General features: G+C 54.9%; 17 protein-coding genes. 12 read left to right on the top strand and 5 right to left on the bottom strand.

The window, feature by feature from the left end; translation table 11 throughout:
- Positions 1–8 precede the first annotated feature (8 nt).
- Positions 9–2,399: a polysaccharide biosynthesis tyrosine autokinase gene (locus tag JQ575_RS13235; protein WP_212033635.1), complete on the top strand. Its 2,391-nt coding sequence runs from the start codon at positions 9–11 to the stop codon at positions 2,397–2,399.
- A 103-nt stretch (positions 2,400–2,502) separates the two neighbouring features.
- Positions 2,503–3,171, top strand: a complete 669-nt coding sequence (locus JQ575_RS13230; RefSeq protein WP_212033634.1) for a hypothetical protein — start codon at positions 2,503–2,505, stop codon at positions 3,169–3,171.
- A gap of 1 nt (position 3,172) precedes the next feature.
- Here JQ575_RS13230 and JQ575_RS13225 read toward each other — a convergent pair whose 3' ends face one another.
- Together JQ575_RS13225 and JQ575_RS13220 are read right to left on the bottom strand one after the other, a co-directional pair.
- On the bottom strand, positions 3,173–4,288 hold the full coding sequence (locus JQ575_RS13225) for an ABC transporter substrate-binding protein (RefSeq protein WP_212033633.1): 1,116 nt from the start codon (positions 4,286–4,288) through the stop codon (positions 3,173–3,175).
- Between the two features lie 7 nt (positions 4,289–4,295).
- A complete protein-coding gene (locus JQ575_RS13220) occupies positions 4,296–4,772 on the bottom strand; it encodes a hypothetical protein (protein WP_212033632.1) in 477 nt (158 codons plus the stop codon).
- A gap of 225 nt (positions 4,773–4,997) precedes the next feature.
- Between JQ575_RS13220 and JQ575_RS13215 the strand changes: the two genes are divergently transcribed.
- The gene (locus JQ575_RS13215; RefSeq protein ID WP_212033631.1) at positions 4,998–5,981 is read left to right on the top strand and encodes an NAD-dependent epimerase/dehydratase family protein; all 984 of its coding nucleotides are present in this window, start codon (positions 4,998–5,000) and stop codon (positions 5,979–5,981) included.
- 23 nt (positions 5,982–6,004) lie between these two features.
- On the opposite strand, the gene JQ575_RS13210 is transcribed toward JQ575_RS13215, so the two are convergent.
- Complete coding sequence (locus JQ575_RS13210) at positions 6,005–7,417, bottom strand: oligosaccharide flippase family protein (protein WP_283842612.1); 1,413 nt, start codon at positions 7,415–7,417, stop codon at positions 6,005–6,007.
- 816 nt (positions 7,418–8,233) lie between these two features.
- Between JQ575_RS13210 and JQ575_RS13205 the strand changes: the two genes are divergently transcribed.
- Positions 8,234–9,304 carry a polysaccharide pyruvyl transferase family protein gene (locus tag JQ575_RS13205; RefSeq protein ID WP_212033629.1) on the top strand — a complete coding sequence of 357 codons (1,071 nt, stop codon included), beginning with the start codon at positions 8,234–8,236 and terminating at the stop codon, positions 9,302–9,304.
- Between the two features lie 118 nt (positions 9,305–9,422).
- Here JQ575_RS13205 and JQ575_RS13200 read toward each other — a convergent pair whose 3' ends face one another.
- The gene (locus JQ575_RS13200) at positions 9,423–10,580 is read right to left on the bottom strand and encodes an acyltransferase (protein ID WP_212033628.1); all 1,158 of its coding nucleotides are present in this window, start codon (positions 10,578–10,580) and stop codon (positions 9,423–9,425) included.
- Between the two features lie 772 nt (positions 10,581–11,352).
- On the opposite strand from JQ575_RS13200, the gene JQ575_RS13195 reads away from it, so the two are divergent.
- The 8 genes from JQ575_RS13195 (at position 11,353) to JQ575_RS45680 (ending at position 19,862) form a co-directional block, all read left to right on the top strand.
- A complete protein-coding gene (locus tag JQ575_RS13195; RefSeq protein WP_212033627.1) occupies positions 11,353–12,417 on the top strand; it encodes a family 16 glycosylhydrolase in 1,065 nt (354 codons plus the stop codon).
- 405 nt (positions 12,418–12,822) lie between these two features.
- Complete coding sequence (locus JQ575_RS13190) at positions 12,823–13,878, top strand: glycosyltransferase (protein ID WP_212033626.1); 1,056 nt, start codon at positions 12,823–12,825, stop codon at positions 13,876–13,878.
- A gap of 254 nt (positions 13,879–14,132) precedes the next feature.
- Positions 14,133–15,164: a glycosyltransferase gene (locus JQ575_RS13185; protein ID WP_409364785.1), complete on the top strand. Its 1,032-nt coding sequence runs from the start codon at positions 14,133–14,135 to the stop codon at positions 15,162–15,164.
- A gap of 7 nt (positions 15,165–15,171) precedes the next feature.
- The gene (locus JQ575_RS13180; RefSeq protein ID WP_212033624.1) at positions 15,172–16,467 is read left to right on the top strand and encodes a hypothetical protein; all 1,296 of its coding nucleotides are present in this window, start codon (positions 15,172–15,174) and stop codon (positions 16,465–16,467) included.
- A gap of 152 nt (positions 16,468–16,619) precedes the next feature.
- Complete coding sequence (locus JQ575_RS13175) at positions 16,620–17,669, top strand: glycosyltransferase family 2 protein (RefSeq protein WP_212033623.1); 1,050 nt, start codon at positions 16,620–16,622, stop codon at positions 17,667–17,669.
- A gap of 61 nt (positions 17,670–17,730) precedes the next feature.
- Positions 17,731–18,939: a glycosyltransferase family 4 protein gene (locus JQ575_RS13170; RefSeq protein ID WP_249166643.1), complete on the top strand. Its 1,209-nt coding sequence runs from the start codon at positions 17,731–17,733 to the stop codon at positions 18,937–18,939.
- A 226-nt stretch (positions 18,940–19,165) separates the two neighbouring features.
- Positions 19,166–19,546: an FkbM family methyltransferase gene (locus JQ575_RS45685; protein WP_212033621.1), complete on the top strand. Its 381-nt coding sequence runs from the start codon at positions 19,166–19,168 to the stop codon at positions 19,544–19,546.
- Entirely contained in the window at positions 19,515–19,862 is a 348-nt protein-coding gene (locus JQ575_RS45680; RefSeq protein ID WP_212033620.1) for an FkbM family methyltransferase, read from the top strand. The genes JQ575_RS45685 and JQ575_RS45680 overlap by 32 nt, the downstream gene beginning before the upstream one ends.
- A gap of 239 nt (positions 19,863–20,101) precedes the next feature.
- On the opposite strand, the gene JQ575_RS13155 is transcribed toward JQ575_RS45680, so the two are convergent.
- Positions 20,102–20,821 carry a class I SAM-dependent methyltransferase gene (locus tag JQ575_RS13155; protein ID WP_212033619.1) on the bottom strand — a complete coding sequence of 240 codons (720 nt, stop codon included), beginning with the start codon at positions 20,819–20,821 and terminating at the stop codon, positions 20,102–20,104.
- Positions 20,822–20,947 lie beyond the last annotated feature (126 nt).

Here is a 20,947-nt window from a genome sequence, read left to right as displayed (position 1 = left end):
GGAACACCATGCTGCAAAGATCGAAGCCATTCCAGAGTCAAGCTACGGAAGGGCGGGAATCCGATTCTATCCAAGAAACCCTTTCTTGGGTAACGAAGGTTTTCCAGCGCCAGTTCTACCTGATTGTTATTGTTGTGTTGCTGTCCTGCGCATTGGGCGGCGTCTATATTTTGACGACGCCCAAGCGCTATTCAAGCATGGCCGAGATGGTCATTGATAGCCGCAAGACCCAAATGCTTCAGCAGCAAAATCCAATGGGGGTAGAGGCCCCGGTTGATTCTGCGATGGTCGACAGCCAGGTTGAAATCATGAGGTCCGAGAGCATCGCACTCGCGGTCGTCAAGGATTTGCGTCTCAAGGAGAAAAAGGAATTTGTCGGTGGCGGCGGATTGATGTCGGCGATCCTGGACATATTCTCGTTTGACGACGGTGATGCGCCGTCTGATTTTATGCTTACCAGGGCTGCCCTGTATCGATTTCAGAGCATGCTCACGATCAAGCGCCGGCTGCTCAGCTACGTCATCGAGATTACGTATCAATCGGAAGACCCGGCACTGGCGGCCCAGATCGCAAACGCGGTCGCAGAAGCTTATATCGTTGATTCTTTGGAATCGAAGTATCAGGCCTCACGCAGGGCGGCAACGTGGCTGCAGGATCGGCTGAGTGAACTTCGCGCTCAGGCGTCCGCTGCGGACCGCGCGGTGGTCGACTTCAAGGCCAAGAACAATATTGTCGATGCCGGCGGCCGCCTTCTCAACGAGCAGCAATTGTCCGAGGTCAACAGCTCGTTGACGATCGCCCGCGCAACCACGGCCGAGGCTCAGGCGCGTTTTGACCGCATCAACGACATTCTTCGCAACAGCAAGGAAGATGCGCTGGTCAACGATATCGCGACTGTTACCGACACCCTTCGAAACGATGTCATTAACAGGCTGCGTACCCAATACCTCGATCTCGCTGCGCGCGAATCAAACTGGTCTCAGAAATACGGCGCGCAGCATCTCGCGGTGATAAATCTGCAAAATCAGATGAAGGAAATTCGCAGGTCAATCTCCGATGAGCTGCGCCGGATCGCCGAATCCTACAAGAGCGACCTGGAAATCGCGAAATCAAGGCAGCAATCTGTCGAGGCAAGCCTCGGCACGACGATCAGTCAGACCAATCAGACAAACCAGGCCCAGATCATATTGCGCGACCTGGAGAGCAACGCGCAAAGCTCGCGGGCCCTCGCCGACAATTTTCTGCAGCTTTACATGGTATCGGTTCAGCAGCAGTCTTTCCCGATGACCGAGGCGCGCGTCATCACTCAGGCGTCGCCAGCCCTGGGCAAAAGCGCGCCGAAGACGAGCATGGTGGCTTTGATTTGTTTGTTTGGCGGAACCATTGTGGCTTTCGGCTTGGCTACGATTCGGGACCTTTCAGATCGCGTTTTCCGGACCAGCGAACAGATCGAATCCGAACTGGAAGTCCCCTGTATCGCGATCGTGCCCAAGGTGGATTCCGCGGAACTGGCGGGGCAACTGCGGGGATCCGGCGATGTATCCGGTAGTGGGCACCTCACGACGGTTTCCACGTTCCTCAAGAAGCTGTCGGGAAATCTCGGCAGCAACGACCGGACACGTCGGATCGCTGCAAGCCCTGCGAGCCAGACCCGGACAGGTCTTCCCTCGCGAGTCTTTTCTTCCGAACCCGGGGTCATGGATTTTGTAATCGCTTCGCCGTTTTCCAGGGCGGCCGAAGCCATGCGATCGATCCGGATGGCGTTGGAACTCGGCTCGCTGGATACGTCGAGCAAGGTGATCGGGATAACTTCAACGCTGCCCAATGAGGGGAAGACGACCACGAGCTCAGCGTTTGCAGCGGTGATGGCAAAGAGCGGCGTGCGGACGCTCCTGGTGGACGGGGATCTTAGAAATCCATCGTTAACGCGGCAGCTTGCTCCGTCTGCCAACAGAGGCCTGCTGGAAGTCCTGCTGGGCACCGCAACCCTTGAAGAGGTTGTTTGGAGCGATCCGTCAACCGGGCTGCATTTCCTGCCGACGGCGATCGAAGCGCGACTGGCGCATACCAGCGACATCCTTCTGTCGGAAGCTATGGAGCAACTGTTTCAGAAGCTGCGCGGAACGTACGACAGGATTGTGCTCGATCTATCGCCGATCGCCCCGATTGTAGACGTGCGTGGGACGGGTAAGCTCGTCGATAGTTACATACTCGTCATTGAGTGGGGTCGCACCAAAACGGATGTTGTCCAGCGAGCGATCAGCGAGATGCCTGTTTTTCAGCACAAACTTCTTGGTGCGGTGCTGAATAAGGTCGATCTCAAGAGAATGACCCGCTACGGCAGGGCAGAGGGCGATTACCATTACAACCGTTATTACAAGCAGTATGGGTATCATTGACGGTCGTTCGGACTTGGCGCGGGATATTATATTCATCCGAGTAGCAATTAGCGCTCTGGTTGCTGTCCCTGCGGTGGCGGGCCTAGCATGGAGCTGGTCGGTCATGCCGCTTCTCGTCAAGAGCTACAATGTCACCCGCATGGCGCCGCGGGTGCTGTCCGGCCAATCCTTTGACGTTAAGTTGCTAGAAGGCATCCTTCCACCGGCTCCGACGTTGGATAGCTGCCAAGCTTCGCTGGCCAGCGCAGAAGCAATTGTTCATTTGAGACTGTTCGAGCTGGCAACGGCGAGCGTCGACCGTCAGCTTATTTCGGAACGGACGCGATCGCTTCGCGAAGCGATCCGGCGTGCGCTTGGCTGCGGTCCAACGCAGCCTTTCCTCTGGTTCATTCTGTACTGGCTGGAAGCAACGGAAAACGGACTGAACGAGAAAGCTCTTCAATATCTTCGCATGTCATATCTTCTGGGTCCGAACGAGGGCTGGATCTCGGTAAAACGCAACGGCTTCTCTTTAGCCATCTATGATCAGCTGCCGTCGGACGTCGCTGCCCGGGTGGTTACGGAATTCGCTTCGCTGGTTTCATCGGGCTTTCACGCACAGGCGGCTGCAAATCTCTCAGGTCCCGGCTGGTCAAGGCGTGAAATACTCGTTCCTGCCCTGGCGCCCGTTTCGGAAACCCGGAAATATGAGTTCTCGAAGTATTTGCGCGCCGAAGGACGATATCTCGATATTCCCGGACTCGCGCCAATCGAGCGTCGACCATGGAACTAGATCAATTGGCCAAGGGCCTTCGTGGATCGGATCGATAGACCTCCTTCGTAACATCAAAATTTATGGCCTCAGCCAACCGCGGCACATTGTTGATCAGCCGCTGCTGAACGAGGATCGACAAGGCCGTATTCAGTTTGTTTGAATCAAGTTCGGCAAACCTGGTTCCGGAAGGACGGAGCAGTGGTCGCAACCGGTCCAACAGTAACCGGATCGCATCGAAGTCGGCTATCTGTAGCGCCGCGGAAATCGCTTGCAAGTCTTCGGTGTTTTTCTGATATGCCGTGTCCCAGCCCCGGATAACGGCCCATAGGAAGTGACGGACAATGTCAGGCTCATGCTTCAGGGTGTCTTCGTGTGTGAAATAGACGCTGCCGGAAAGGTGCAGCCCAAAGGCATCCGGATTGATCTGGTCAAAAGGCTGTCCCATTTGATCGAGCAGACGAGATTCCTCGCCGATTCTTCCGGGAAGTATGTCGATCTTTCGCTCAATCAGCGCGGAAACGGTCCGCTGCCCTGCGACCTCCCTGATCTTCGATTTGGAAAAACCGTTCCTGGCCAAAAGCGCATCGAACACGATTGAAGTCGGATGTCCGGCATCATAGGCGACGACTTTTTCGGCGAAGTCCGCAATCGATTTGACGTGGGAATCGCGTCGCGCGTAAAAAACGATCGGGCTGCGAGCGGAGGCCGAAGCGAAAGCTATGAGACGTTGCCCGGCAGCCCTGGCCTTGAGGAAATCGAATACGTTGGCGACGCCAATGGCCCTGGGGGTGCTGGCAACGCGCGCTGTTGCCTGGCCATGCATCGTTCCTTCGACGATATGGACCTTCAGGTTTGCTTCGCTGAAGTATCCCCGGTTAAGCGATGTCAACGCGCCAATTTCCGCTGGAGTAACCGGGCCATCCAGAAAAAAGCTGACGGCGGCCGGTGCCGTCGATTTCGAGGCGGAATAGCTCTGCGCTGAACAGCTGACGAATATTGCGAAATACAGCGCGGATGCCACGGCGAAGCGTACCCGGCGGCGTACCCAATCCCCGTTGCGCCCGAGCCCGCGTCGCGCGGAACCAGCCGGCATGTTTTGCAAGGTCCCAGCCTCCGGCATGAGTTGCTCAAGCAATGGCGGATCAAAGTATCTCGCGATACTCGTAGCGGAAATTCGCCATGCTGGCTGGGGCGATCCCGAGCGTTCTTTCCAGCTTCTGATACCCGCCAACGCTAACATTAATGCAATTCGAGGTTTGATAATAGCAAACTACAACCTTGATCGTCTGGCCACAGGCGTTCACGACCAATACGTCGTGGTTGACGATTTTCGGGTTGCCGCGCTGCGGCGCCACGGTCGGATGAAGTTTTATGCATGCTTGCCCGCTGGATGTCGTGTGGCTGCCTCCGGAGCCGCCTTTGCTGGTCGAGAAGGGATTAGCAGGCGGAAGCGGCAGTCCTGCCGTTCCGCCGTAGATCGGTGGGGAGGTCCTTCCGAATGCCGATGTCTGTGCGCGTACTTGCGGGCTCAACAGTGACAAGATAAATACGGCCAAGGTGACTACGGATATAGGCCCCGACCCAGCAGAGATACTGTTCAAAATAGTGGCTTTCGTCATGGGACCGCCTTTCTAAGTTTCATATTTTACCCTTACTTGTCGGCCACGACTATTAATCTTGTTTAATTCGCTTAACTGCATCGATTCTGCGGTCTGGTTCCCCTCCCGCGGATCATGCGGCGGTTGGCTGTTTTTTTGCAAGGTCAAGTCGTATGGCAAGAGCAATCGAGCGTCTGAAAGGCTCGATTGACGATGTTGGTATTTTCTCTAACAGACGATCGATGAATGGCTACAAAACAAGCTATCGTGTTTGGCGGCGCCGGCTTTATCGGTTCGCATCTCATAAAATCGTTGGTGGAGTCTGGGCAGTATACGAAAGTGATATGTGCCGACATCGGCCCGCCCCGATTCAAGGTCGATGGCGTCGACTATGTCACGGCAGATGTCCGACGCGAGATTCCGGCGAGTCTCGCAAATTCGACTCCTTCAGACCTGTTCAACCTGGCGGCCGTTCACGTTACACCTGGTCATCCAGATTGGGAATACTTCGATACCAACATCCGGGGTGCCGTGCAGGTCTGCCGGTTTGCAAGCGTCACCGGCAGTAATTCCATCGTTTTCACCAGTTCTATATCGACCTATGGACCAAGTGAGCGTCCCCTGGACGAGGACTCCGAACTCGCCCCGACCAGTGCGTATGGTCGGTCGAAATTGGCAGCGGAGGAAATTCACAAACTCTGGCAGTCGGAACAACCCGAGGCGCGACGGCTAACGATTGTTCGCCCTGCCGTCATGTACGGCCTGATGGAGCGAGGCAACTTTACGAGATTGTCCCGTTTGCTGGCGCGCGGCGCCTTTATCTATCCCGGGCGACGAGACACGGTTAAGTCGTGCGGCTACGTAAAAGACCTGGTGGAATCGCTGATCTTCATGCGTGCTCGCAATACAGGCGTGCTGACCTACAATTTTTGCTACAATGAGCGCTATACGATCAGCGAAATATGCAGCGCATTCTGCGCGGCCGCGGGATATAAGATTCCGCGAATAACCTGCCCGACCTGGCTGATGAATTTGGCCGCCTTGCCATTCGAAGTAATGCAAAAATTCGGCATAAACACCGGCATCAATCGTGCGCGGATCAAGAAGCTCTGGCATTCCACCAACATCATACCGAAGCGGCTTCTGGAGAACGGCTTCGTCTTCAAGCACGACATCAATAGCTCGTTGAGAGATTGGAAGCGAGTATCGTCCGAGAAGGATTTCGATTGAGCAATCGAATCTAGGGTGCCTTTCTAGGGTGCCTTGGGCGTTCGCAATCCGTGAACAACGTTGACCAGCGAACGCCGGCCGAAAAGCAAAATCAAGCCGATATAGGTGACGGCGCCGATCCCGCACAAATAGAACAGTTGAAGCAAGGCATGGCTCGGCGGCAGGTACGCCCGCCCAAGTGCAACAGCCCCAACCATGGCGCAGGATGCCAACAACGGCACCAGTATTAGCCGAAGCTGTTTCAGTATGGGATAGTGCAGTTTCCTTTGCACGAAAAAGCTGAGAAGCACGAAATTGACGGTCTCGGTTACAGCCCACAGCACCAGCGCCAGCGTCACGCTTGGCAGCTTGGTCGCCGCGATTCCGACAATCATGACGGTCAGTGCCGTAAGATTGACCGAGCGGACAGTGTCGATGTTTCCGGATATCTTGAGCAGGGATGATTGAAAAATCCGGGGGGCCTGCACGAAGATCAGCAACCCGAGCCAAAGGCTGGGTTGTGCCGCGTGTATCCACTTGTCTCCAAACATCAGCTGAATGACTTCCGGCGCAACGATGCCCAAGCCTGCGAAAGCGGGGTATAAAAGCAGGCATCCCGCAACCAGCGTCAGACAATACGCCCTGAGTAGTTTCTCACGGTCGCCTTGCAGCCGAGCCATGAAGGGGAGCATTACCTCCGAAATCGCAGCCGCAGAGATGGCCCAAACAGTATCGAAGATTCTAAAGGCGAGGTTCAAAAACCCCGCCTGCTCGATACCGAGGAACACCCCGACGTAGAACCCAAACGCCCGCTTCGTTATGAAGGTCGCGGACAGAGCGACAACGGATCCAAAGCCGTAGTGCAACAGATCGGCTGCAGCACGCCATTTGGTCGTCAGTCGTGGCCACCACGAACTGAACAGGACGAGCGCCGTCGAACCCAGCACAACCATCGACAAATACTGGATGACGAGAGCCCAAACTCCCAAGTGGTAAAAAGCCGCCAGGATTCCCAGTGCGGCGCCCGCAAGGCGCCCAATGAGGGTACGCTGCGCAAGCACGCGAAAACCAAACTCGCGGCTCTGACGAGCCGTAAAAATGCTAATGGGTCCGGTTATCAGCAGCGCGACACCAAGCACCTTTCCGAGCTCGGAGATGCGCGGTTCGTTCACCAGCGACGCCAGAAATGGAAGTATCAGCCACAGGAATCCGAAGGCAAGGATTCCCAGCAGCATCGATATCGTAAACGCAGCATTGAAGTGCTCGTCGCGGGCCTTGTCTAGTCGAACAAGCGCCTCGTAGAAGAAGTTACTTGGAAGAATTCCGATTATCTCGATGACCGAAAATGCAATCGCGTAGGCACCGAAATCTCGAGGCTCCAGAAATTTGGCAAAGACGATCAAGGAAAGAAACGATATCAGCGTTGTGCTCCCATGCTCGAGCACACTCCATAACATCGAGCTGATCGCTTTTCGTCTAAGTGACAAAACCTGGTGTCCTTATGATCGAGTACTGAGCCAAAGGGATCTCGTCCTTGGTTCCATGAAAGGTCGAGCAGCTGCCCAGTTCAGCCAACTTCGTGACGGTCTCAAGGCGGTATAGGAAGTCCCGGAGAGCGGCTTAGTGTTCAGGCCGCTTGCATCAGAGTAGATCCATTCTCTATTCTCCGATCATGTTAGTTCGTCACCGGCATCGCGCAGCCTGACATTCAGGCTAAACGGCTTAGCCCGCCGAGCGGCGGGCTTTCCCGGTAAACAATGCTTGCTACTCAAATGTATCACCTGACATTCGTTCAAGTATAGTGTCGACGAACGTCATGCTTGCCGGACTTGCGATCGAACGCGATCTTGCCGCGGCCGGGATTTTTGAAGCGGTCCAGGCCGGATAAATCGGAAGAAAATTCGCGGACGCACGCGAGGGTGGCGACCTTGCGGATCCGATTGTTCGAGGCTGCTCAGCATTAACGGTCTTGCCGGGAATGCGGTTGCTTCGAAGCGGGGACGGGTGGTGAAAGAAGCTGGTTAATCTGTGAAGAATAGGACCCTTGGCTCCGCAGCGCTGCTCGTTGTCAAGACCGGGATGTAAGGCTACAACGTCGCCGCGCCGCGTCTCTGCAGCTGGAAGGCGCAGCCTGAATAAACAGCGCGAAATGCCATAAAAACGAGCATTCGGCATCTGAGGGTCTTCCATCGCTGGAGCCATCTCTTGCCCCGTCTCGGGAGCATTGTACAACGGGATTGCCTGGATAGTTCGGGCATCCTACGAGGACGGATATGGAAACAATAGCAATCGTCGATACGTCTATTTGCGGTGACAATCTAGGCGATGAAATCATCATGGATGCGGTCAACGGGATTGTTACCGGGTTGTTTCCGGACGCCTATATTTATAGGGTTCCAAGCCATGAATCGCTGTCAGACCGCACCAGGGCGTTTCTAAAGCGATCGACATGGTGCTTCGTGGGTGGAACCAATATTCTGTCCTCGAACATGCATCGCTATGGGCTTTGGCGGCTTTCCAAAAGTGATGCCGAGATTTACGGCCAAATCCGGACCACTCTATTGGGGGCCGGGTGGATCGACTACACGAAACCCCCGAGTGAGCGCACCAAGCAGTTTCTCAAGGCCGCGTTTCGTCCCGAGCTGCTTCATTCCGTCCGGGATACATACACCAAGAACAACCTCGCGGATTCGGGAATCCGCGCGCTGATGACGTCCTGTCCGACGATGTGGGCGCTGACGCCCGATCATTGCGCCAAGATTCCTCGGACCCGGGCCAGGGACGCGGTTATCACGCTCTCTGCCTGGAGGGAGGCGGCCGCATCGGATCGGGCTTACGTGGACGTCCTGAAAAGGCATTACAAGAAACTGTATTTCTTTTGCCAATCCCAGGAGGATTATCAGTATTTTTCGTCGTTCGGCTGGACGGACATAAAATTGGTGCCGCCCACCATCAAGGGTTACAACCAGTTTCTCGATGACAACGATGTCGATTTCATAGGAACGCGATTGCACGGGGGTATTCGCGCCCTGCAGCGGAAGCGTCGCGCGCTGATCCTTTCCATCGATAATCGCGCCACGGAAATTGCAAAGGATACCGGATTGCCCGTCGTTTCCCGCGACGACACCAAGGGAATCGAGCAATGGATAGAGGCAGGCACCGCGACGGAGATCAATCTGCCGGAACAGGCGATCAGTGCCTGGAAAGCGCAGTTTCGTCCTGAGCAGCGCCAGTCGATTCCCTATGCCGCCCCGAGACATTCGTTTTGGGATGAGGGACGACCGGCAAAGATTCGAAAGAACGTCAGGACAGCCTCTGGCTTGCTGCTCGACAAGCTTACCTAGCGACGGAGGCGACTTCCTTTCAAAGCGAAGTCACGCTTACAGAGGGAAGTCGCGGAGGGGTTAAGTGACAAGAGTATCTTTGGCCGCCGTCCGTAACATATGCTCTGACCTCAATCCATCATGTGGCTACCGAGGGCGTCCGTTCCGTCAACCGCTTGATGTGGCGTATCAACTCTCGTCCCAGCGCGCGGCCAGGTTCTTCTACGATCCTGAGTATGATCCAGGACACCGCATATGTGATCGAGCTGACGATTACGAGGCAGAGAGAAAATCTAAGCCACGATTGAGTGAACCCGGCATGATTGAGAACTGCGGCTACCGGAAGCATTATCAAGAGATGGATCAGGTAGGCGCTGTATGAAAGTTCCCCGAGCCAAAAAAAGAAGCGATGGGAAAGTATCCTAGAAGTCAGATCCAGGCCGCGGAAGACGAAACGCGGCAATGATACCTTGTGATAAAAGGCAAGGCTTCCGACCCCAATCGCGCAAAACATTCGAATAAGCGCTCCCTTATACGAATGATGTCCATCGAGAGAGAGCAATGCCAAGGCGACTCCGAACGCGAAATAAAGCCAAGGTCGGGGGCTATATAGACAAGCCGCCATCATCATGCCGGCAAGAAACAAATTGATCTTGAGCGGCAATAGCGTGGGCATCTCAAACGATGAGGTGAAGGCAGGGAAAAGAAGCAGGATTCCGATCGAGACGCCCAATGCAGCGAGCGCGGCCACGATTGGACCAACGCGGTTACCGAGGGCAAAAAGCGCCGGAAAAAACAGGTAGAATTGCATTTCCAGTCCAATGCTCCAATCCGGCAGAGCAGTGCGATAGCTGTAGGTCGGCGAAAATCCGAAAAAGTATGTCAGATGTGCAACAATGTTCTGCCAGGATTGGTCGGTGTACCGAGCAGTCGGGGTGGCGGTTTGAGGAAGGGCCGAAGCAATGGCATCTCGCCATTCATTCAACTGAAGTCCAAATGCGATCGCAAAGAAAAGTGCTAGATAATAGACAGGCGATAGTCGAAAAAATCTCCTGATCCAAAAATATGCCCACGTTGACGGTGCCTCGAACGGCTCTCGGTCTGATCTCAAGGTTGCCTGATAGTACATGAGGAACCCCGAAATCAGCATGAAAAGATCAACTGCGAAATTCGGAGAACTCACCAGCGGAATGTAAAATCCCGTCAGAATGCAGGCATGGCCGGAGATAACCCAAAAGGCAGCGAGACCGCGAAGACCATCCAAATAGCCCAATCGCCCCGGAACTGATTCGGTCATATTTTATCTGCCCCATCCTGATTTCATGGAAACGTTATCTGACGATCGGCGATCCGGCCAGATCGCGTTTCAGGTGTAGTCCCGTACGGGTGGAATACTTCGTAACCGGACCGACCGTCGTGAGTTGTTCACGGTCCAAAGTGTGCCGTCCTGTGATCGTCGTACTGGCTGTGACGCCGGTGCCAGTAGCAGTTTTGCCGCTGCAATGTTGGCGCTGGCTGGCCTGGTTCGATGCCGCTGCCTGAGTCCGGATCGTTCTCAAACGACATCCCCATTCGAAGCTCAAAATCGTATGTGAAGATCGTGTTGCGAATCAGAGCATGCGGGGACAGCAACTTTTAAAGCCAAAATACCGCTGATAGATGTGGAGATATTGTCAAATTGGTGAACGACTGTGTTTTCATTTTGAATGCTGGGAATGCAAATTGTACAGGTGTCGGATAGTCATCTTCCGGCGGTTATTTGATCGAGCGGCTATGCTTTTGCTGGAACTTCATCACGGTTGGTTCCTCGCTTAGGAACAGGAGGGCAGCTGTATGTGGAGTTTGTTTCGTGCTAAATCCGCGCGTTCAGGATTTCACGTAGCGAGATGGGATACTCGGGTTCTCCGTTTCGTCCTAAACGGTTTGAGCAATGCACATATGACCTTTCTGCATCCCAAGTACCGGCTGTCTCCATGAATATAGCTCCCAAAATGGGCACCGTTCTTCAAGGTATATGTTTGGCGTAACCATTGACTCCCTCGGAAGACAGGCCGTTCGTAAGGGCCATCATGCGCAAGATCGAAGTCACCAATTTCGCTGGCGAATTGAAGTCGGGCGGATTGCTTAGCCGGCGCACCTTCGCGTTCGGTGCGGTCATGAGTTTGACCGTTCCCGCGGCGCCGGCAGCGAGCGGCCCGCGAGTCGACATGCCATTCACCTCGGCCGCGGTGCCCCCGACTTTCGTGCCGAAATTCAAGCAGCTCGCGGACGGATCCTGGATGCCTGACGACGAGGCAGCCTGGTTGCGTGTCGAACAACTGTCCGATGAGTTCGACGGTGCCTCTATCGACCGCAGCAAATGGGCGTTGCGCTACCAGGCTGGCTGGGATCACTTCAACGACGAATTCCAGCGCTATCGCGATGAGAACGTGATCCTCAGAGCCGGAGGCCTCGAGCTCACCGCAGTCAATCAGCCGGGGCTGTTTGTTGATGCCGGAAAGAACCCGGACCGGACGCTGAAGCCGCGGCGCTACACCGACGATACCGTGTGTCCGCTATTCCATAGCGGCATGATCCGCAGCCTCACGCCGCATAAGTATGTCTATGAGGAGATCATGGCGAAGCTCCCGACGGGGCTCGGCGTCTGGGCGGCGTGGTGGGGTATTCCCGTGAAGGGACCAGGTGGTGCGCCGAATCTTGAATGGGATTTTGCCGAGTGGTACGACTTCGGGCCAAACCAGTGGCAGATGGAGGGCTACAACATCTCCATGCACGGGACGCAACCGCGCCAGTTGGTCTGGGCCGATCCTTGCTTCGCTAGAAAACCTCGTTTGACCGTGCCGGGCGCTCCTAAAACCTATTTTGCAGACGGGCCGCATCGGTATCAGCGCCTGTGGCTGCCCGATGATACCATCACCTATGCGATCGATGGCGTGCCGGTTGCGATGTACAAATTCCCGTGGCTCTATAACAACGGTTCAACGCCTGTCGGCATGGGGACGATCCTGAATCTGGCGATTGGCGGAAGCACCGTGACGAAGGGGCTTGCGAACAAGGTGGATCTCGCCACCAAGATCTTCAGGATCGAGTATATCCGCGCGTTCCAGAAGCCCGGCTGTGTGCTCGGCGCTTAACTTCCTCCGAAGGAGGCGGCTTCGCGAATGTAGCGGGTGGCCCCTTTTGGTGCAGTCGGACGGCGACCCGTTGAGCTGGCTGGAAAACACCATCTCCTACCCGGCAGAGCGGTCAGATTTCGCGGGGCACGATGACGGCCACGATTAACGTTAATACGTGCAACTATGACACGGCACGTTCGGCTGCCGATTCTGAGACACTTGAACGCCGCAGGACGCGTTGTATTGCCGAAGTATGACACCAAAAGCCCATGGAAAGGTGCCAAATTTCTCAAAAATGACTGCCTGAGGGGATGCTTCGATGGTCTGTCAGCGTTATATAGAAGCGGCAAAATCTCAACCAGCGGCGAGCCCTCAGTTTCGTTGAGGCGAGTCGATTCGGGTATACAACTACCAGGGGTAAGCTTGCGGTCCTCGCGCGTCACCATCAGCGTGATCATCACTAATTACAACTACGAGAAATTCGTAAGCAACGCTATCGACAGCGTGCTCCGTCAAACGCGCCCGGCCGACGAAATCATCGTTATCGACGATGGCTCGACAGATGGTTCCCGAGACCGCATCGCGTCATACGGAAATCTGATCACCCCAGTTTTTCAGGCAAACGAGGGCATAAAGGCCGTTTCGAATACTGGCTTCGCGCGATCCAACGGTGCACTTGTCATTTACCTGGATGCGGACGATGCGCTCTACCCAGCCGCACTCGAGCTCATCGAGCGAGCATACGAGCCAGGTACCGCAAAAATACAGTTTGATCTTGATGTGGTGGATAGCCAGCTCAAGTCGCTGGGCCGCAAATATTGTAACTTTCCAAAGAACACCAATGCTGAAACCACGGCTCGTGAATTCGCGGCGAATGGAACATATGCGTGGCCGGTGACGTCAGGTAACGTCTATGCTCGCGAGTTCCTGCAAAAAGTCATGCCGCTGACCCCACCCGTCTCGCATGATGGTGTCCTCAACACGATCGCACCTCTCTACGGCAAGATCGTGACAATTGCCGAACCACTAGGTCTGTATCGCCTACATCTGAACAACATAAGCCGCATAGATGACTCGGGGCGCATCAATATCATCCCTGATTTCGCGTCGCGAATTCATATCAGAAAGCTCGAATTCGACATGCTCGCGGATCACGCACGGCGCCTGGGCTATAGCTTGCCGGATGTTGATTTTCTCGATCGCGAGCTGGTATTTGTGAACTATCGCTTGATGGCACGCAAATCGGGTCGCGAAGACGGTGACGATGCGAGGCGGTCGCTCATGAACCTCTGTCTGACGGGAGTTTCACTGATCATCCGCGGTCCGTATCGTTTTTCGACGCGGGTGAAGCATCTCGTATGGCTGGTTTCCCTTGCGCTTGCGCCATCACCGCTGGCTCGTGTGATGATGGAAGTGCGTTACAATCGAAATCACTTGCGATCGAACTTTCAGAGCTGGATCCGAAGGTCGAGGTACTAGCGACGCATTGGCATGGCTGATGCATGGTGCTCGAGTTGGGCGCAGGGGATTGAAGCAAGGGTTGCAGGATGAGTCGTGTGCTATGGTTATCGGGGCGCCTGCCAACACCGCTATTCGCCGGTGACGCGTTGTATTCAGCCGGAATTATCAATGCACTCGCACAAACGGGGAAGGTAGAGATTTGCGTCGTCGGAACCCGGAGGGACGATCGGCCTCCTAGCGGCAACGTCTCGCTGGGAAGGGGCATTGCTTGCGTGGACGTACCGCAAGCGCGATCGTCAGTCGCGGGGCTGGCGCGCGCGCTGCTCTCGGGGATTTGCAAGGACGCGACCAACCTGGCGACACCTGAACTCAAGGATGCGCTGGTCGGATTATTGGAGCAGGAGTGGGACTGGATTGTCATCGACCACGCGAATTCGGCGGGCTTGCTGCAAGCGGTTGAGTCCAATCGCAAGAGCGCTTCAATCTGCTACGTCGCACACAATGCGGAAGGAAAGGCCCGGCCCGAAATCGCAATGAAGATTGGCAATTTCTTTCGACGGTCAATCATGCGGCTGGATGCGGAAAATTACCGGCGTCTCGAACTCAGGGTGGTCGATGCCGCGGACGTTGTCCTGTGCATCGCGGATACCGACGCATCATATTTTTCACAGTATCATCGGAATGTGCACGTCATCCCGCCGGTCTATCTCGGGACCACAACGGCGGCGCGGGATATTTCGGAAGATTGTCCAAGGGCTGTGCTGCTCGTTGGGTCCTTTGATTGGGTTGCCAAACAGGAGAATCTGGAAAGTATCGTCAGGGTCATTGTTCCGATACTGGCGCGAAGCGGCATTACGCTTAATGTGGTCGGATCGGTACCGGACAGTGTCAGGCAACGTCTGGCGACCGACAGGCCGAACCTGAAGTTTCACGGACTTGTTTCCGATATTGCAGAGGCGCTGGCGGGCTCAAGGGGCGGCCTGGTCGCGGAAGATCTCGGCGGCGGATTCAAGCTGAAGGTTCTGGACTACGCCTTCAACAGGGTGCCTATTTTTGGCCTGAACAGGGCGATGGGGGGAACGACGGCCGAGGAAAGACGTGCAATGATTTTGGCCGATGATATGGAGTCGCTCGGTACGGCAATCGTGCAGAATATTGATAATTTGCCGAAGCTCAATCAATCCCAGAACAGGCTCTTCGATCTGGTCTCGGATCGCTTCGGCATGAAGTCGGGAATCGGTCGTTTGGAGGCCGTTTTCCCAAAGCAGCGCAAAGCCGAATCTGGCGCTGGCGCCCTGGTCTAGGTGATCGATGGCTTCGCGATCCAAAATCCCTGCCGCGCCCGCCGAGTTTGAAGGAGATGCCGCGTCGAGCTTGGAGCTTACCAAGACGGGAAAGTTTGCAATCTGGTTTTCCATCTTGTCGACGATGTTTTTCTCGCAAATCGCAATCAATATCCGCGAGTTTCCGGCGTCGACGGACCTGTTCGCTTACGGTTTCTTTGTAATTTATCTTCTGGCAACAGGCGTGGCTCACGTCAGAGTTGTGGCTCTGATGGGGTTTTTCGCTGCTGCGGGATTGGCGGCTGTGAATGTTTCGTTTTCATCCGAGTTGGCGTCTTACACGTCTTTGTTTCTCCTGTTCGTACTGTACGTTCCGTTTCATTTTCGTTTGAAGCGGATGCTGAACCTGCGACCTGTTCAAGATTACGTTCAACAGGCTTTTGTTGCGATCGCGGTTGCGATCTCTGTGACTGCCGTCGTGCAATTATTTGCTGTCAACGTGCTTAAGTTGTCATTTCTGACGAACATATCGTACGTGCTGCCTGACAGCATTAGAGCTGCGGGCATCTATCGCGGCGATCGCGAAGGGAGCGGCGGGATCGTAAAGGCCAATGCCTTCTTTCTCAGGGAAGCATCCACGCTGTCGATCGTTACTGCATTTGCCATACTGGTAGAATATTTCTCCAACGCGAGAAAACGCATACTGGCCATTCTGACGGCCGGATTGTTGTCATCTATTTCTGGTTCGGGGATATTTGTCATTCTGGTCGGACTGGCATTTCCGACCTCACTCAAGAGAGTGCCGCACTTTCTTGCCCTTTCGCTCCTCGTTGCAGCATTGATTTTCTCGGCGTCGGAAATCCCGGGGCTCAATCTGTGGGTTGGCCGACTTTCCGAGTTTCAAATCGAAGGCAGTAGTGGATACGCTCGCTACGTGGCGCCATTCGAAATGGTTCAACGCGGTTTTGATCAGGGAGCCAGTGCGATATGGTTTGGAAATGGTGGCGGGAGTTACCTCCGGACGATCTTTTTGCTTCAACGGAAGTATGAGATCAGCGATCCGACCTGGGCCAAACTGCTCTATGAGTATGGCGTGATTGGCTTCCTGGTACTTGTCCTAACCTTTTTGACTCGCTTGTATTCCAGCACCTTGCGGCCCGAAGTTTGCATCGCGATTTTCTTTGCCTGGATCAGCGCGGCCAACGTGCTTAAACCTGAGTTTGTCTTGCTGGTCTGGATATTGACCTTGGTACCTCACCGAAGGCACCTCAAGACACCCTCGCGTAGCGTTGAAGGAATATGGGTAGCGCCGAGAGCAGCATAAATAGGAGTCGTTGAGCTGATCTGAACGCGACAGATAGCACGCATAGGATTACGTGAGCACGAACGTTGAGTAGAGAAATTTGCCAGGACGCCACGCGCAGAGTCAGGTCGGTCTCAGGTTTCAGGTTTCAGATTATGATGGAAAATTGGCACATGCATGAGATGAAATCCGGGCTGCTCTCGGTCATAATCTGCAACTACAATTATGAAAGGTATGTTGGTGCAGCGATATCCAGTGCGCTTGCAATCGATTGGCCTGACGTTGAAGTCATTGTTGTCGATGACGGCTCGATCGATGGGTCGACCAAGGTAATCGAAACGTTTGTACCCCGAGGGGTTATCCCGCTGTTTCGGCAGAATAGGGGGCAGGCTGCGGCAGCGGCCGACGGCTATCGTCATAGCCGCGGCGAGTGGATCCTGTTCCTTGATGCTGACGATGTGGTGGGTCCCTCGATCGTACACGATGCGGTCGCGGCGATGAAGCCAGGCTGGTCGATGATCCAGTTTCAGATGAAGGTCATCGACGAGAATGGAAAGCCGCTAGACAGCATTTTTCCGATGTACAGAAACGACTCAACCCCCTCGTCAATACGAAGGTGGGTGGTTGAAGTCGATAATTATCCGACGCCACCCAATTCCGGCAATCTTTTGGCGCGTCAGTTTCTCGACAAGATATTTCCGCTTGAAGAAGGCATGGACCGGTTTGTCGACAGCTATTTTCTTTCGACCGCGCCCCTGCTCGGTGATGTACTCACTGTCCGCAAAGCCATCGTGTCTTACAGGATGCACGGAAGCAACGATGGGGCCCAGTCGGTCCTGGACATCGGAAAGATCGAGCGCGACCTGACCAGGCATCTGCGCCGGTGCCGCTACAGCGCCCGAATTGCGGAGCAATACGGCGTCAATGCGTCGCCGGAACGTTGGCGTTTCGGATTTTACAATATGTCGATGCGGCTGGCGTCGCTTCGCCTTGCTCCGTCCGGACATCCGATCGCTGGTGACACTGTTTTCGGGTGCATGAAGGATTTGGCGATCGCTGTTACAAGAGAGCAGGGATTCAACGCTTTGCGGCATGTCGCGATGGCCACGTGGCTCTTTGGTGTGGCAATCGTTCCGCAGCCGATAGCGAGGGCGCTCGTGTCGTGGCGCTTTGCTCCGCTGTCGCGCCCGCGCCTTTTGAAGCGTCTGATCCAGGCTACTTAGGCGCTCAGAAATCGTCGCAGAGATCGCGCATGCAACGTCAAAGAGGTGACACCTCGTGTCTATGAAGATTCTTTATCTCTCACCCTACTTCTGGCCGGAGGAAATTGGGTCGGCGCCTTATTCGACCGAACTGGCGGTCTGGCTGCAGGAGCAGGGGCATGCGTTGCAGGTGGTCGCCTTTCGTCCTCACTATCCGCGGATTGAAGACTTCGGAGCCTGGAGCGGGGGCACGCGCGACCAGGAGGTGCTCGGAAAGGTCATGATTTCGCGAGTCCCGGTGACCGCGCGCGGTGCCGGCGGCTTCAAGGACCGTCTGAAAAATGACGTTCGGTTCCTGTTTGGGGTATGGTGGCGTGCAATGCGCGGCAAGTTTCGCGACATCGACGTCACTGTTGCCTACGTTCCCACTATTTTAACGCTGTTTGCAGCGCTGCCTGTCAAATGGCTGACGCGGTCGCGCATGGTCGCGATCGTGCACGACATCGAGAGTGGACTTGCGAGTTCTCTCGGACTGGCGTCCAACAGGCTTGTGTTGTCCGTGATGCGCTTCGTTGAAAGACTGGCTCTCAACCGCGCCGATCATGTTGTGGTTCTCACAGAGGGTATGAAGTCAGAACTTCAGAAAATCGGATGCCGCCGGCCAATTTCGGTCATATCGATCTGGGCAACGCCGGCACCCGAAGTCGCCATCCATGCCGCTTCGCCTGTCAAGTTGATGTATTCGGGAAATTTTGGAAAGAAACAAAATCTGGACCAGCTCGTTCCATTGATCAAGAGATTATCGGACGAAAGATGCTCGATTCGAGTTGTGATGCAAGGTGACGGTTCGGAGAAGGGACGGCTTGAGGGATTGTTTCAAGACGCCGGCATTTCAAATACTGAATTTGGACCGTTGGTGCCCTTCGGCGAACTCGTTGGTAGCCTTCAGTCGGCATCCATACACTTGGTCCCGCAAGCGCTGAATGTGGCCAATTATGCGCTGCCGTCGAAGCTGTTTTCCATCATGTCTGCGGGGCGACCATTTGTCTGCATTGCCGAACCGGGAAGCCCACTTGATCTACTGACGCAGAAATCCGGCGCCGGGCTTTGTATTCCTCCCAATGAAGAGGGGCGCCTCTTCGAGGAGATCGTTTCTCTTGCAGGCGATATAGATGGCCTCAGGGAAAAGGGTAGGAATGGCCGAGCCTACGTCAGTTCTTACATGAACAAGGAAGCGATCATGCAGATGTATCATGCGATATTGCTTGGCGCGGATAGTAACCATAGTTAGGCGTCAGTTCACGATGGCTCGCAAAGTGGCGGGGACACGGCTGGTACGGCAGGGATGACATTGGGTGTTGCGCGCGGATGCAGAAGGCGATCGAATGTGGTCATTGTACAGGCGATCGCTGGATGCCGCTGCCGGATTCATCGTACCGAGAGTGCGTCGCTCCCGGCGATTGCGGGCGCGACTATAGGGGCTGGATTTCGCCTTGTTCGTGTGTTTGAATTGGGGGATGAGATCGGTTCTCAAAAGATTAATTCGCCAGACCGGCTACACGATTTCGGCAAACCCGACTTTCGGAGCATTCCTGCAATCGAGGGCCGTGACGCTTGTGCTCGACGTGGGTGCTAATACCGGCCAGTTCGCGAGCTATCTGCGGACCGAGGGGTATGTGGGAGAGATCATTTCTTTTGAGCCGATAAAGTCGGCCTATAACTTATTGATGGGCCGCATGATGCACGACTCGCGATGGAGCGGCAGGAACATTGGCTTGGGAGAAGCCAAGGGAACGGCCACTATCAATGTCAGCGAAAATTCGGTCTTCAGCTCGATCGTGTCGCAGCTCGATTTTGCGACAGAGTTTGACAAAAAACGCGAGAATAGTCCGGACTGAGGAGATCGAGATAGATACGCTCGACAATATCTTGGCTGGAATTCGCGGGCATTCCAATATCTTCTGCAAGATCGATACCCAGGGATACGAGGAAGCGGTGCTCCGGGGTGCGGAAAATTCGCTTGTCCGCTTGTGCGGCCTTCAGTTGGAATTGCCGATCGAGCATCTGTACGAAGGCACATGGACATTGGCGCAGGCGATGGCGAAGATTGACAGCCTTGGTTTTGTGCCGGCGCAGATCCGGCCGACGAGCTTCATCCGCGGTGACTTGGTAAGTTGGACCGAATTGGACTGCACGTTCCGGCGCAAATCTTAAGGCGCCGGCAGCTCACTTGTCGTGGTTTTCAATCTGCACGCATTTGAATGTGAGTTTTCTGCCTATAGGATTGAAAATTTGTACTTGCCGGCTTGGTGCCTGAACTTGCGTCAGCCTGTGCCGTTGCGCCTTCGCTATGCGAAGCGAGAACATCAGGTTGACATTCTCTTCGTCCGAGAAGCGCTCCGGGGTGCTGTCCGTCTGACGCCTCTACCGCTTCGCGCAGGCGTCCCAGCGTTTTATGGCTTACTCAAAATCGCAACGTAGTTCTTCGGATAGCCCTTTTGGGTTACCTTTCTCTTCATTTCCAACCAATGAAAAAAGATGCTCAAGGCCGCAGATTCCAGGCGGAGCACCATGAGGAAAGGAGACAGGAAAAATCCGAAGAAACCTCCGCCGATGTCCGATGGTTTGGACGGTAGATGGCGCCAAATAGAGTTGAGTTGATAGGCTGCGGTTCCGAAGTAGCCTTCCAGCCAGTCCAGTCGATCCACCGAGAAACCAGCGCCTGAGAACAGAAATTTCAGGCCGAATTGCGTGTAGCGATAGAAATCGTAGGGCTGCAGATGTTCTTCATAGTAGAGCGGTCCCGTATACAAGAGCTTTCCGCCCGGCTTCAACACACGGAACAGCTCCTTGAGAACAAGTGCCGGCTGCGGCACATGCTCCATCACCTGTATGAAGATGACGTAGTCGAAGCGATCTCCTTCCACGGGAATGGAGGTTAGGTCGCAGACATAAGTGGTTTTGCCGTTGACGCCGTCAAACTCTTCGAAATCAGCGGACTCGTATTTGGCGTGCTTGAAGAAGGTTTTGTACGGATGTGACCCCGCACCGGCGTCCAGCACCAGCGCGTTGCCAGCGACGGCCGCTGCAAAGCGCTCCATCTCGATATTCAGCCGCGCTCGCGACGAATTGCGTGGAATGGACGCTCCAAAGACTCGATCTACGATACTCATGGCGTGTGATCTATCATAACAGAGAGACACCAAACAATAGATAGCCGCTATCCCTGAGGCGCTTTTTGCGAGCGACTGCTGCTAGTGAATCATTCAATTGCCTACTTGCCGGGCTCTCGCACTGAT

The organism is Bradyrhizobium sp. JYMT SZCCT0428 (assembly GCF_018131075.1).
Lineage (GTDB): Bacteria > Pseudomonadota > Alphaproteobacteria > Rhizobiales > Xanthobacteraceae > Bradyrhizobium.
This window is presented reverse-complemented; position numbering and strand designations above follow the sequence as displayed.